General features: G+C 35.0%; 11 protein-coding genes. 5 read left to right on the top strand and 6 right to left on the bottom strand.

The features are described from left to right. Nucleotides 1-146 precede the first annotated feature (146 nt). Complete coding sequence (locus tag VB798_RS22985; RefSeq protein WP_323689583.1) at nt 147-1,145, top strand: zinc dependent phospholipase C family protein; 999 nt, start codon at nt 147-149, stop codon at nt 1,143-1,145. A 60-nt stretch (nt 1,146-1,205) separates the two neighbouring features. Here the strand turns inward: VB798_RS22985 and VB798_RS22980 are convergent, their stop codons facing one another. The 3 genes from VB798_RS22980 to VB798_RS22970 all read right to left on the bottom strand — a co-directional run bounded on the left by VB798_RS22980 (nt 1,206) and on the right by VB798_RS22970 (nt 6,825). Continuing rightward, the gene (locus tag VB798_RS22980; RefSeq protein WP_323689582.1) at nt 1,206-1,949 is read right to left on the bottom strand and encodes a phosphatase PAP2 family protein; all 744 of its coding nucleotides are present in this window, start codon (nt 1,947-1,949) and stop codon (nt 1,206-1,208) included. Nucleotides 1,950-2,050: 101 nt separating this feature from the next. Beyond that, nucleotides 2,051-6,130, bottom strand: coding sequence for a two-component regulator propeller domain-containing protein (locus VB798_RS22975; protein WP_323689581.1), 4,080 nt, complete (start codon nt 6,128-6,130; stop codon nt 2,051-2,053). A 53-nt stretch (nt 6,131-6,183) separates the two neighbouring features. After that, nucleotides 6,184-6,825, bottom strand: a complete 642-nt coding sequence (locus VB798_RS22970) for a hypothetical protein (RefSeq protein ID WP_323689580.1) — start codon at nt 6,823-6,825, stop codon at nt 6,184-6,186. 358 nt (nt 6,826-7,183) lie between these two features. Here VB798_RS22970 and VB798_RS22965 point away from each other — a divergent pair, with 358 nt between their 5' ends. The 4 genes from VB798_RS22965 (at nt 7,184) to pdxH (ending at nt 10,243) form a co-directional block, all read left to right on the top strand. Further along, nucleotides 7,184-7,690 carry a metallophosphoesterase family protein gene (locus VB798_RS22965; RefSeq protein ID WP_323689579.1) on the top strand — a complete coding sequence of 169 codons (507 nt, stop codon included), beginning with the start codon at nt 7,184-7,186 and terminating at the stop codon, nt 7,688-7,690. 203 nt (nt 7,691-7,893) lie between these two features. Continuing rightward, nucleotides 7,894-8,358, top strand: coding sequence for a hypothetical protein (locus VB798_RS22960; protein ID WP_323689578.1), 465 nt, complete (start codon nt 7,894-7,896; stop codon nt 8,356-8,358). 709 nt (nt 8,359-9,067) lie between these two features. After that, nucleotides 9,068-9,379: a LytR/AlgR family response regulator transcription factor gene (locus tag VB798_RS22955; RefSeq protein ID WP_323689577.1), complete on the top strand. Its 312-nt coding sequence runs from the start codon at nt 9,068-9,070 to the stop codon at nt 9,377-9,379. Nucleotides 9,380-9,598: 219 nt separating this feature from the next. Continuing rightward, nucleotides 9,599-10,243, top strand: coding sequence for a pyridoxamine 5'-phosphate oxidase (gene pdxH / locus VB798_RS22950; RefSeq protein ID WP_323689576.1), 645 nt, complete (start codon nt 9,599-9,601; stop codon nt 10,241-10,243). A 262-nt stretch (nt 10,244-10,505) separates the two neighbouring features. On the opposite strand, the gene bshB1 is transcribed toward pdxH, so the two are convergent. The 3 genes from bshB1 to trxB all read right to left on the bottom strand — a co-directional run bounded on the left by bshB1 (nt 10,506) and on the right by trxB (nt 13,453). Next, nucleotides 10,506-11,225: a bacillithiol biosynthesis deacetylase BshB1 gene (bshB1, locus tag VB798_RS22945; protein ID WP_323689575.1), complete on the bottom strand. Its 720-nt coding sequence runs from the start codon at nt 11,223-11,225 to the stop codon at nt 10,506-10,508. A gap of 124 nt (nt 11,226-11,349) precedes the next feature. Beyond that, nucleotides 11,350-12,468, bottom strand: coding sequence for a peptidoglycan DD-metalloendopeptidase family protein (locus VB798_RS22940; RefSeq protein ID WP_323689574.1), 1,119 nt, complete (start codon nt 12,466-12,468; stop codon nt 11,350-11,352). A 46-nt stretch (nt 12,469-12,514) separates the two neighbouring features. Then, nucleotides 12,515-13,453 (bottom strand): thioredoxin-disulfide reductase, encoded by a 939-nt coding sequence (trxB, locus tag VB798_RS22935; protein WP_323689573.1) that lies wholly within the window; start codon nt 13,451-13,453, stop codon nt 12,515-12,517. Nucleotides 13,454-13,716: the final 263 nt, after the last annotated feature.

Raw genomic sequence — 13,716 nt, 5'->3', positions numbered from 1 at the left:
TTAAATCATCAAGTTGATAATATAATCTCTTTCATTCTATCTTTGTTTTGATACCAATTAATTTAATTGAGAATCAAGTTCGTTGCTAATTAACAAATTCTAATTTATAATCAATTCACTAATTTTTCATCAGCAAAATTAAATTCATGAAACAACTACCAAAACTTAATGCAATCCTTGCTCTTTTAATACTGTTAGTCTGTTGTTCTTGGGGCTTTTTAGGTCACAAAACCATTCATCAAATTACGGCTTATGCTTTGCCTAAGAAATTGTCAACCTTTTTTATGAAGAATGAAGACTACATGGTTTATAATTCTGTTCGTCCAGATGTTCGTAGAAATACCGATAAAACAGAAGCTCCAAAACACTTTATTGATTTAGATGCCCCAGTTTATGGTAAAGATCCTTTAAATGCTATTCCGCAAGATTGGGATTCGGCTGTAAAGAAATACTCTGTTGACACACTGAAAGAATATGGTACTTTACCGTGGGTAGTAGTAGATATGCAAGAGAAATTGACCAATGCTTTCCGTAGTAAAATGAAAGACAGTATTTTATTTTATGCAGCAGATTTAGGACATTATATTTCGGATGCGCACGTGCCTTTACACACAAGTTATAATTACGATGGACAGTTGACCAACCAAAAGGGACTTCACTCACTTTGGGAAACTGCTGTACCAGAGATGAATATTGAAAGTTATAATCTTCATACAAAACATAAAGCCAAATACATTAAAGACCCTTTGGCTGAAATTTGGAAAAAAATCGCAGCAACCAGCAAATTATTAGATGGCGTTTTCAAAGAAGAAATTAATGCTAGCATTGGTTTTACTGAGGAAAGAAAATTTAAACGTTCAGAGCGTTTTGGACAAATGAGGAAGAATTACACAGGCGAATTTGCTAAGGCTTACGGAGAACGTTTAGGCAATACTATCAATAATCAGATGATATTATCAAGCGAAAGCGTTGCAGATTTTTGGTACACTGCTTGGGTAAATGCTGGCAAACCAGATTTATCAGATTTAGAAACAGTTTCCAAAGAAGATAAAGCTAAATTTAAAACAGCCATTAAAGCTTGGAAAAATAACGAACTCATCAAACAAGGCTTGTTGCAAGCCCGAAAAGGGAAGAGAGAAGAGTAAATAAAAAAGCTCTTGGCTAATTTAAGCCAAGAGCTTTTTTGTTAGTATCTTTCTGTAAAACTAAAAGCCAATCACTAAATTTCCACCAACTGTTCTGCCATCATACATCGGAGTAAAGGCAATTTTAGATGGATTATTACTTTGCTTTTTTCCTAATTTTTCTTTCAACCAAGGATAAATTACATAAGCCGCTTTGCCTGAAAGAATACCAATCCCTGCACCAACAACTACATCCGAAAACCAGTGGCGATTGTTCATGATTCTTAATGCACCTGTGGCGGTTGCTACAGAATATGCTCCAATTCCATACCAAATACTTTCATCATTATATTCTTGAGCGACTATTGTTGCCCCAAAAAAGGCATTTGCTGTATGACCTGAAGGAAATGAATCTTGTGCGGAATTATCAGGACGAAGTACTTTAGTCGTATGTTTTAAGCTAAATACTGTACCCGACATTACTGCTGCCCCAATGAACAAAACACCCATGCGGTCGCCAAAGCTATGTTTTGCCTTTACACCTACGAGGTCTAAACCGACATAAGCAGCATAAGGAGCATATTGAATAATATCATCAACATTGGTTTCGAAATCCTTATAATATTTATCATGCCATTCTAGTTGTTCTTGCTTTAAACTAAAACTTTTAAGCAAGTAACCTCCAGAAAGTAATACCGCAGGAACAATTAATTGTTTGACAGTAAGTTTACGGAAGGTAGAATCTCTTTGTTGTGATAAAGCAGCAGGACAAAAGCTAAAACATACAAAAAAGTAAAGAATAATGTTCTTTTTGAAATTCATCATTAGACGGAAATGTTTGGTGCTAAGCACGATTATAGCGAATAATCTAATTAGGGTGATACAAAAGACTTGATAGAATGAAGTAAATTGATGATAACTAATCATTATAAAGTCGATTTTTCAAGATACTCTGATGGTGATTTGCCAAACTCCTTTTTAAAGATACGAGTAAAATAAGATGGGTCGTTGAATCCAACTTTGTAAGCAATTTCGGCAATCGTAAAGCTTTCTGTTTCAAGTAATTGTACTGCTTTTTTTAAACGTACATTCTTGATGAATTCGTTCCCAGAAAAGTTGGTTAAACTTTTTAGCTTACGGTATAATTGCATGGTACTCATGTTGAGTTCTCTTTCCAAGAAAGCAATATCCAAGGAAGTATTCATCATGTTTTCTTCAACGATTCTTACTGCTTTTTCTAAGAAGTGTTCATCAGAAGAATTTAAAGTAATTTCTTTTGGATTTACTTTGATTTCTTTGCTGAATCGCTCTCTTAATTTCTTCCTGCTTTCAAGCAAGTTTTTTACTCTTGCTTCTAATAAATTAGCATTAAAAGGCTTGGTGATATAATCATCCGCACCAATTTCCAAACCAGCCAATTTACTGTCATTACTTCCTCTTGAAGTAAGAATAATTACAGGAATATGACTCGTACTTTCTTTTAATTTGATATGCTCGCACAATTCTCCACCTGTCATTTCAGGCATAATCCAGTCAGAAATAATCAAATCAGGTACTTGTTCAATCGCAATATCAAGGGCTTTTTTACCATTGTTTGCTTCAATCACATTGAAATTGTCAACGAAAATCTCTTTGATATAATTGCGTAAATCGTCGTTATCTTCTGCAATTAATAAAAGTGGCGCATTCTTTTTGGATGTTCCATGCTGTTGATTTTCAGTAGCATTATCATGAATATTGATTTGTACCATTTCTGGAGTATTCGCATTTTCACGAATCCAACTACTGTCATAAGCGTTTTTATCAATCGGTAAATGAACTGTGAAAGTACTTCCTTTGCCTAAACGACTGCTTACTAAAATTTCCCCACGGTGTAATTCTATCAATTCTTTGCACAAAGCCAAACCTACGCCAGTACCCACTACTTGTTTTTGAGGGTCTTTGCCATGTATTTGATAAAAACGATTGAATACATTTTGCAGATTTTTACTGTCTATTCCAATGCCTGTATCGCTTACGGCAATGATGATTCGCTGATTATCAGCAGGATTTAAAGCTACTTTTACCGTGATTTCGCCATGACTATCCGAAAATTTAAAGGCATTTGACAATAAATTGGTGACGATTTTCTCTAAAATATCAGTATCAAAATAAGCTAAAATATAAGGGCTTGAAGGTTGAAAGTTTAGTTTGATGTTTTTCTGTTCTGCCAAACCTCTAAAAGATTCTGTGATTTGTTGCACAAAATCAACCACATCGCTTTGAGTAATCTCTGGCGAAAGTTTCCCTGCTTCTAATTTCGATAAATCTAATAATTGATTAATCAGCTTTTGTAATTGCTTGGCATTTCTGTAAATCGACTCTGTTCTTTTGCGTTGCGCATCAGGAATATCTTTGTTTTCGGATAAATACTTCTCTAAAGGACTGATAATTAATGTCAACGGTGTTCTAAACTCATGAGAAATATTGGTAAAGAAATTCGTCTTGAGCGTATCTAATTCCTGAATTTGTTCTTTTTCTCTTTCTTGTAATTCTATATCTAATTTCAAACGTTCACGAACCAGCACGGTTCTTCTTAAAGAGTAAAGTCCAACACCAATAATAACAACATAAAAGAAATAAGCCCACCAAGTATTATACCAAGGTGGCAAAATGGTTATGCGTAAAAGGGCTTCTCTTTGTGTCCAAACGCCATCATTATTGGTTGCTTTTACCCTAAACAAATAATCGCCTGGATTTAAGTTGGTATAATTGGCTGTTCTTTGTGTGCCTATATAATTCCATTCTTTATCGAAACCTTGAAGTACATAAGCGTATTGGTTGTTCTTGAATTGTTGGAAATCCAAAGCGGTAAAATCTATTGAAAATACATTTTGGTCAGACTCCAATATCAATTCTTCTGTTTGTGAAATATCTTGTTGTAATGGAGAGTTTTTCTGACCAACTACAACTGGTTTATTAAATAGTTTTAACCCAGTAAGATATACATTCGGTACTTTGTTACTTTCTACAAGACTATCTGGATGGAAAATATTAAGTCCTTCTGTACCACCAAAAAATATTTCTCCACGGTTATTTTGTGCATAAGCATTCAGTAAAAACTCAGAACCTTGAAGTCCATCCGCTTTTGTATAATTCTTGAAGGAATTGCTATAATTAATAAACTGTGAAATACCTTGATTGGTTGATAACCATAAGTGATGATGGCTGTCTTCTACAATGCCTTTGATGGTATTATTGGGTAAACCATCTTCTGTTCTCCATACTTTAAAAGTTCTTGTGGCAGGTTGATACAAATTTAAGCCCCCACCATTTGTGCCAATCCAGATTTGTTTGCGAGAATCTTGGAATATTTTATTGATTTGGTTCGCACTTAATCCATCCGAACGATTAGACTTCTTGATGTGTACAATTCTTCTTTTGATAGGGTCATAACAGAAAATCCCATTATTATAAGTACCAATCCAAAGTGTTCCATTTTCTTCTTCTAAAATAGAATTGATGTGCATTCCCAATAGAATTCCTTTACGATTTAGATCTGGCACGGGATTAAATTCTCCAGTTTGTTTATCGAAAAGTAAAATGCCTTCTTCCTGAGTACCAACCCAAACTTTTTTTGGTTTGATAGAAGGACTCAAACAAGTAAGGTGAGTAGTATTACTACCGTCGTCGTAAGGATAAAGAGCAAAGGAATTACTTCCTTTTTTCATGATTCTCAATCCAATTTCCCAAGTAAGTACCAAAAGGTCGCCATCACGGTCATAATATAAATTGTTGATGTCGTTGGTACTGGTTGTCAAGAAAGAAGGATTAATAAAATAATGCGAGAAAGTATTTTTAGCTCTATCAAAAAGTGTTAGTCCATTATTGCTACCAATCCACACACGATTCGGGTCGCTTTCACAAGCAATTGCCGTTACTTTATCTCTTAATAAATTTTGGGTGGAATTTACTTTATGACGATATAATTTGAAGTTATTACGATGTCTGTAATGTACATTCAATCCTGCTTCCCAAGTACTTATCCACACATTATTATCACGATCTACGAAAATACTTTGGATAGCATGAGAACTCAAACCTGTTTCTGAATCAGGATTTGATTCTATATAAGTAAGTTGCGAGAAGTTATTATTTCTCACTAAAAATACGCCATTGTCTGTTCCAACCCATAGCACGCCGTCTTTATCATAAACCAAATCCGTAATCAAATTGGCTCTATTAATTTGATTTGGACTGTACATGATTTGTGTAAACTGATTGGTGCGTGGGTCTAAACGATACAAACCATTACCACGAGTACCTACCAAAATATTTCCTTGTGGGTCCTCTACAAAACAAGTAATTTGATTTTTGCGAGGAGGTAAATTACTTTGAAGTCTAACCGTATTGGCGTGATTATTTTTATCAATATGAGTAATTACACCATAATGTCCGCCTAGCCAAAGGGTATTTTTCTTGTCTTGATAAACCAAAGAAATATCGTTGGTCGTCAGCAATTCAGATTCTACCAAACGCCATTTGATGGTTTTCTGCTGATTATCAAAACAAAGTAAACCATAACCATAAGTAGAAACCCAAATTTTGTTATCGGGCGTGGCGATGATAGAAGAAATACTCAGTCCGCCGATACTTGTTTTATCATCGGCTTGTTTAAAATGTATAAAATTTCCTGTGGTTTTGTCTAGCTTATTGATACCTCCATCAAAAGTACCTACCCAAAGATTTCCCTCTTGGTCTTCTGTAATACATGAAATCGTACTGCTACTGATGGAGTTTGGGTCGTTTGAGATATGTCTGTAAACAGTGAATTGGTAGCCGTCGTACTTGTTTAACCCATCTTTGGTCGCAAACCAAATGAAGCCCCGTTTGTCTTGAAAGATTTTACCAACTGTACTTTGTGATAAACCTCTTTGTGTACTAATACGGCTAAATTTCAGTTGTGCCACCAAAGGAGTGAACCAACTGCAACAGATTAACAATATGAGTACAATGCGTAATTTCATCAAAAAATAATCTTCCTCATGCAATTTAGGAAAATTTCAATAAAAGCTTGTTTTTAATTAACAGAATGGTACAACAGAAAACTCAGCAAACGTTCGTAAGTAAGTAGTTCGTCGGGACTAGCACCGATGTTTCTTAGCGTATCTCTGTGCTTGTTCGATAAATCTAAAAAGTGTTTATCATGCGTTAGTCTCGCCGTGATAATTCCTTTATAACTGCGATGTAATTGATTGTATAAATACTTACAAGGTTTTGAAAGATGTACATTGAAAATATTATTCAATGCTACCAAACTATCCGAATCATTCATGAATGGGAAACCTCTTTGTTCCAGAAACTCTTTTACGATTTCACAAGTATCATCCAAATCGTTTTCGTTGAAAATTTTATACTTAAAGTATTTAGCATCATTGAATTTCCCGATTGAAATCACCAAAGTATTTGAGTCTGGCCAATAATCACGAGTGTTTCCGATAAACTGTTGGGCAATTTGTTCTACTTGGTTGTTTCTACAACCAATATTTACTTCTAACCAAGTTTCATTCTGAAAGGGCGTTGCCGTAAAAATTACGTTCTGAAAGCCCGTTGGAGTCACTTTGCGAAATTGTTTTTTATCTGCCAATAACACAAAATTATGACTACTGAAAAACGGTTCTAGTTTTTCATAAAGAGTGGTTTCAAATGGTTTCACTGGCATAAAGCAACAATTTTGTGATTTTGTATTGAATTGTAATCAAGTAAATGTTGAAGTATTGAGTTTGAGTTCTTATTTTTTAAAACTCTTTGTACAGTATGTTTGATGTTTATTCAACTATTTTTGTTCATTTATTTGTGAATGATATCCCTGTAAAAATAAGAGATAAATAAAAAGTCTCAATAGATTTTATAATTAACATTATTTAGCAAGGAATGTTCCTGTTGAAAGTGTTCAAATCTATTTCAATTATCAAGTTTATTCGTCTGAATAAGCATTTAAAATCATTTTTTCTATTAGCAGGCGATTAAATCGCTCTATTATATTCAAAACGGAAGTTTTACTTGACTTAGTGAAAATTATGCAAAAAATTTTAATTATTTCAGATACTCATAGTTTTCTTGATGAACGTCTTTTACCTCATCTTGATTGGTGCGACCACATTTGGCATGCTGGCGACTGGGGTTCGGTTGAGCTTTCGGATACTTTAGAAGCCATGAAGCCCATTCAAGGTGTTTATGGTAATATTGATAATGCTACAATCAGACAAATTTATCCTAAAATTAATCATTTTACTTGCGAGGAACTAAGCATTGGAATGACACACATTGCTGGTGCGCCATCCAAATATAAACCTGATGCTTTGGAATGTTTTGCCATTAAAACGCCAGATGTTTTTGTCTGTGGACATTCACATATTCTACAAGTAAAAAGAGATTTGTCCAGAAATGGCATGCTGTTCATCAATCCCGGTGCGGCAGGAACACATGGTTTTCATGGTGTTCAAACAGCAATTAAATTAAAAATTGATGGGAAAAGAATTTTTGAAGTAGCAGTAATTGAAATGAATAGAAAGGTGAAGGGCTAGGAAGTATTAGCAGCAGTATTTACCGTTTAATAAGTTTTCAAAAATATTTTTGCCTTTATGAGCTAACACTATTATTTTTAAGACGTTAAATAGTTTCTACACAAAGTCAAATCGTAATCAATCTACCACCGTTTGCGATATTGATGATGAGTAGTGCTATTAATATCGTAATAGTATTCTCACAAAAAAAACAAAAGACTCTCATGGAAAATCGCATTGCTTTCTCCTTGACCGAAGCTGAAGAAAACCAGCTAAACCTTTATCTAAATGGGATTTTAGAAATCCTTACTCCAAAATCAGTTGTTTTGAGTGCCAAAGACCGAAAAAATTTGGCTAAACTAGGCGATGGTGGTTTGCCATTTGCCGAAAAAGCTATCGGTTATATGGCATCAGACCCACAATTCAAACCAGATTTCTTGCTTACTGCCGATGCAGAAATCGATTTGGATGCTTACAAAGAAACCCGAAAGTATGTTACAAACGCAGAGCAAATCTTTAGAATGATTGATGACGTTTCTATCCTTTCAGGCTCTGAAGCTTATACTGCTGCACTGGTTTATTATCGCAGTGTAAAGTTTCATGCAGATGCAAAGCAACCCAGAGCGAAGGAAATCTATGATGATTTAGCCAAACGTTTTGAAAGAAAATCAAAGAAAAAAACTAAATAAACATGTCTGTAGCATAGTTAAGCTTTGGTAAGTAATGATAAGCAATGATGGCTTGCCAAAGCTTTTTTGTTTCCTGCATTTAAGGAGGTATTAATCACTACTTAAAACATTTCGTATAAAACCAATTCTCTTTTAGCAAACAGTCAATCGCCATTCTCAAAAAAAGGATGGCGATTTTCTGTTTTAGGCTGTTTATTAACACCAATAAACCAATTCAACTAAAAACCGCAATTTCCCGCAAAAAAGAAGGAGTATTCCTTCTCTGAGATAGAATTTTGGTACTTGAAATAGCAAAGTTTCTACCTAAAACCGCAATATTCCGCAAAAAAGATAGGATTTTGGTACTTGAAGAAGCAATTTTCCATGAAAAAGACACAAATTTTCCTCTTTTATATGGAAAATTAGGGTAAAAAGAGGAAAATTTTATCCTTTTTGTCTTTGTGTTTCGTAAAAAAGTAGTGATTTTTTGTGGGCAGATTAGTCATGGTTTTATGCTTACAATAAACTCATTTAATTGTGAAACCATTATTAATCAAGATATAAGAGGCGTTTTTTTCGGTAAATCTCTTGTCGTCAAGGAAGGAGTATGTGTTAGATTTTGTGTTAAATACGGGTTAAATACGGTGTCTTTTACCGTATTTAGCACATTGTTCAAATTGTTATTTAGTAGGAATATTGTTGCGTGAAATCCTCCTAATAGAACAATGCCATGATACCGCAACACATCTTCCAAGTCCAATTCAAATTGGGTAAAAGGGCTACCTTTTTTGCCAATGATATTATCTTTTTTGAAGGTGAGATTAATTATACTCGCATCCATTTTGCGATGGGTAAAACAAGGCTTATCTCCAAAACGTTGTCGAATGTTGAAGAAAGAGTAAATGCGAATTGCTTCCTTAGAATCAACCGAAAGTATTTAGTCAATCAAAAATTTATCAGTAAAATCGGAAGGAAATCTATTGTGCTTTTGGATGGAAGAATTCTTCCCATTTCAAGAAGAAAACGCTTTGTTTTGGCGTAATTGATAATATTTAAACAAATTTGCTTTGTTACAATAACTTTCCTCATTGTTGCTTTGGTTTATTTTCCCGAAATTGTGCCTTAGGAATTCGCTTACTTTTATTCGTTTTGCTAAAATGATGATTTGAAAATATCATTGTGAACAAAAGGAATGAAGTATCCCGAAAATATCAAGAGCATAAACTAAAATTTGGCTAGCAAGTACTTAGCCGACCCAACCATGGCACAAATCGATATTGCTGCACTTCGAGAAAATTATAGTAAAGGCAGTTTAGACGTTCAAGACGTACATGTTTCTCCGATAGAACAATTTCACAAATGGTTTCATGAAGCCATCGAAAGTAAATTGCCAGAGCCAAATGCTATGGTGATTTCAACGGTTTCGAATGATGGTAAACCCTCGGCAAGAGTCGTACTGCTGAAAGGTTTTGATACTGGTTTTACTTTCTTTACGAATTATTTAAGTCGAAAAGGAACGGAATTGGCTGAAAATCCTAATGCTTGTATTACTTTTTTTTGGGTGGAATTAGAACGACAAGTAAGAATTGAAGGCATTATTGAAAAAGTAACGGCTGAAGAATCTGATGCTTATTTCCAAAGCCGACCAATTGGAAGCCAGATTGGTGCGTGGGTTTCAAACCAAAGTATGGTAATTGATAACCGTGAAGTACTAGAAGAAAGAGAGCAACATTTAAAAGATAAATTTGGAGATAATCCAATTCCTCGTCCGCCACATTGGGGAGGTTATCGGTTGATTCCTAATTATGTAGAATTTTGGCAAGGTCGCCCGTCGAGATTACACGATAGAATTGCTTATACCAAATTAGAAGAACATACTTGGAAGATAGAAAGACTATCTCCATAGGCTTTGACATGAGTCATCCCGAATTTTAAAATCACAAAAAAGAGGTCAAAAAACTAATTTTGACCTCTTTTTTGTGATTGATTAGCAATGAATTCCTACTGTTTGAGCGAAGCGAGTTTAGGAATTCTTGATTTTCTTTTGCGGTCCGCCGCTGCGGTTACTTTTATTTCATCAAGGAAAGAAAAGTAAGGACTAGACGATAATACATTGAAATTCTTTAAAACTCATTATTCCAAAGAAAAATTCGGGATGACTCATGTTTTTATTTCAAATGGAATAAATCCGTTACGCCAATTTTTTTGTAAGAAGTATAACCTTCTCCAAATTCTGCACCGATACTGTGTCCCATTTCACGATTACGAGCTTCCACGAACTTTAAAAAAGCAGGCGAACTAAGATAAGAATCTGGGTCTTTTGAATTTGGGTCATAAAACTGACTTCTAAAAGCCCTGATAGAATCTTCTTTTTGTTGCCAGTAAGCAGAAATATCAACGACAAAATCTGGATTTATATAACGGTCTTGAATATAATGGTAAACATTTTTTGGTCGCCAAGCTTGTTGTACAGTTCCGTCGTCTTCAAATGTTTCAACCATTCTTAAACCTGATTTAAAACATGAATCTACCGCTAATTCACAACCTTTGATGTGGTCTGGGTGACGGTCGTTGATAGCATTGGCTAATACAATTTCTGGCTGGTAGCGTCTGATTACTCTGATTAGTTTCATCAAATGTTCTTCATCATTGACAAAGAAGCCATCTCTAAAACCTAGATTTTCACGGGCATGAACGCCTAAAATTCTTGTAGCTTCGGCAGATTCAGCCAAACGAATTTCAGGAGTACCTCTGGTTCCTAATTCACCACGGGTAAAATCTACAATACCAACTTTTTTCCCTTGAGCTATTTGCATGCAAATTGTTCCAGCGCAACCTAGTTCGGCATCGTCAGGATGTGCCGCCATTACCAAAATATCTAACTTCATCGTAAAATCTAAATTCTTATTACTGAGTTGAAAACCTTTGCAATTTAAGAAGGAATTTGAGCTAAAAAACAAAAGCGCCAACAGATTTTGGTTCTATTGGCGCTTTTATCTATCTAAAAAAATATTAATGAATTCTTAATCTTCTACCGATTCTTAAATTAGCTGAAATTCTCATTCCATTCATTCTGGCTAATCTTTCTACAGAAATTCCTGCTCTGTTTGCAATTGAATATAATGAATCGCCAGAACGAACGGTTGTCCAAGCAGTACGACGAGTCTGAACCTTTCTAGCACTTGAACCATATTCGTTATCTAAAGTAAGTCCATAAGTATCAAATACTCTTGCTGAAATCAACACGTGGTCTGAAACAGGTTCAGTTCTTTCTCCTGCAAAATTAAACACATAAATTGCCGGATTGAATGGATTTCCTTCATAACGAGTTTCAAAGTGCAAATGTGAACCAGTACTTCTACCAGTACTTCCGCCTAAACCAATTTGGTCTCCAGCTTTTACATAAGCACCAGACTCAAAGTTTTTAGATGAAAGGTGACCGTAAAGTGTTTCTAAGCCATTGTAATGACGAACGACTAAAAACTTTCCGTATCCGCCACCATCATAACCAGATACTCTGACAATACCATCAAAAGCAGCGTAAACTGGGTCGCCAGTTTCTAAATCTAAATCAACACCTGAGTGCATTCTGCCCCAACGAGGCCCAAAAACTGAAGTCAATTTTGGTGCATTATTTGGCACAGACCAGTACTTCCCTTGTTCTTTATTGTATAATTCAATATCCACTACATCATCAAAATCTTTTGGATTGATGCCGTAAGGGTCGATATTGGTAGCATCCCAAATAGAAAAATAGGTTGCAACTGATACAAAATCATCACTTCCTTCTGTTCTATTTTCCTCTTCAATTTCTACAATTAATGGTTCTCTTTCATCTACAGAAGTGGTATCAAAAATACTTATCGAGCCATTGAGTTCTTTAGCAGGTTCAAATTTCGATGAAGCTGTAATCGCCGATGAAGTTGAAACAGGTTCAGGAACATAATCAGTCCTGAATTGCAGTTTTGGCAATTCATCTAATGCTTCGTCTAAACTTTTATTGCTTTTATCTTTTGAATTTGATTTCACATTCATCTTTGGGTTTTTCTTAAAACTTCCAGATTCTTGTGAAAAAGAAATAAATGATACCGAACAAAATACTAAGACTAATAAATTTTTAACTGTATTCATCTGTAAAAAAATTAATGAAAGATAGAAGGGCAATCACAAAATTCTGTTAGTGCAATTCATTTTCTGCTAACCATCTTTCTGCATCTAAAGCTGCCATACAACCAGTTCCTGCAGCAGTGATAGCTTGACGATAAATATTGTCTTGCGCATCACCAGAAGCAAATACTCCAGCAATATTAGTACGACTTGAGCCTTTTTCTGTTAAGATATATCCTGCCTCATCCATATCCAAGAAACCCTTGAAAATGTCTGTATTTGGTTTATGACCAATCGCTACAAAGAAACCTGTTACTGGCAATTCGGTAGTTTCACCAGAAACATTGTTTTTAATTCTTACACCCGTTACTCCGCCATCATCGCCTAAAACTTCATCAGTTGATGAATTCCAGTGCATTTGAATTTTTGGATTTGAAGTAACTCTTTTTTGCATGATTTGTGAAGCACGTAATTCATCACGGCGTACAATCATGTGTACTTTTGAACAAAGATTGGCTAAATAAGTAGCTTCTTCGGCTGCTGTATCGCCACCACCAACGATTGCTACTTCTTGATTACGGAAAAAGAAACCATCACAAACTGCACAAGCCGATACTCCACGACCATTGAAAGCTTGTTCTGAAGGTAATCCTAACCATTTTGCTGAAGCACCTGTAGAAATGATAACGGCATCAGCCAAAATTTCGTGTGTATCGTCAACTAAAACTTTTTTAGGACTTACAGAAAAGTCAACCGAAGTTACCATTCCATAACGAACATCTGCACCAAATCTGCGAGCTTGTTTTTCAAGGTCTTGCATCATTTCTGGTCCTTGAATGCCGTCTGGGTAACCAGGGAAGTTCTCTACATCATTGGTTATTGTTAATTGCCCTCCCGGTTGTGGGCCTTGATACATTATTGGTGTCAATCCTGCACGTGAAGCGTAAATTGCTGCGGTGTAACCCGCTGGTCCTGAGCCTATAATAAGGCATTTGGTATGCTCTGCCATTGTTAAATTTAATACTTTTTTACTTAATTTTTGTAATGTCTTTTCTTGTTTGTTAGTATGACCAGAACAAAAATTTATACGTAAAAATTGCAGATTAAATCCAGAATGACAAGAATTTATTCTAGGACTAATAATTAGTTAATAGTTAACCAGTTGAATTACAGAAATGTATGCGAAAATCAAGCAGTTTCTTGTCTTTTAAAATCATTCATAAAAAAGCGAATTTAGTGTTGGTCATCTTTATCAAATGACTAATACCAAAT

The sequence above is a fragment of the Arcicella lustrica genome (genome assembly GCF_034930985.1).
Classification (GTDB): Bacteria; Bacteroidota; Bacteroidia; order Cytophagales; family Spirosomataceae; genus Arcicella; species Arcicella lustrica.
This window is presented reverse-complemented; position numbering and strand designations above follow the sequence as displayed.

Excerpts from the sequence above, each read along its gene's own strand:
- trxB (WP_323689573.1), bottom strand. The coding sequence starts at position 13,453 with ATGGCAGAGCATACCAAATGCCTTATTATAGGCTCAGGACCAGCGGGT.
- pdxH (WP_323689576.1), top strand. The coding sequence starts at position 9,599 with ATGGCACAAATCGATATTGCTGCACTTCGAGAAAATTATAGTAAAGGC.
- VB798_RS22980 (WP_323689582.1), bottom strand. The coding sequence starts at position 1,949 with ATGATGAATTTCAAAAAGAACATTATTCTTTACTTTTTTGTATGTTTT.
- VB798_RS22960 (WP_323689578.1), top strand. The coding sequence starts at position 7,894 with ATGGAAAATCGCATTGCTTTCTCCTTGACCGAAGCTGAAGAAAACCAG.
- VB798_RS22965 (WP_323689579.1), top strand. The coding sequence starts at position 7,184 with ATGCAAAAAATTTTAATTATTTCAGATACTCATAGTTTTCTTGATGAA.
- VB798_RS22955 (WP_323689577.1), top strand. The coding sequence starts at position 9,068 with ATGATACCGCAACACATCTTCCAAGTCCAATTCAAATTGGGTAAAAGG.
- VB798_RS22975 (WP_323689581.1), bottom strand. The coding sequence starts at position 6,130 with ATGAAATTACGCATTGTACTCATATTGTTAATCTGTTGCAGTTGGTTC.
- VB798_RS22985 (WP_323689583.1), top strand. The coding sequence starts at position 147 with ATGAAACAACTACCAAAACTTAATGCAATCCTTGCTCTTTTAATACTG.
- VB798_RS22970 (WP_323689580.1), bottom strand. The coding sequence starts at position 6,825 with ATGCCAGTGAAACCATTTGAAACCACTCTTTATGAAAAACTAGAACCG.
- bshB1 (WP_323689575.1), bottom strand. The coding sequence starts at position 11,225 with ATGAAGTTAGATATTTTGGTAATGGCGGCACATCCTGACGATGCCGAA.
- VB798_RS22940 (WP_323689574.1), bottom strand. The coding sequence starts at position 12,468 with ATGAATACAGTTAAAAATTTATTAGTCTTAGTATTTTGTTCGGTATCA.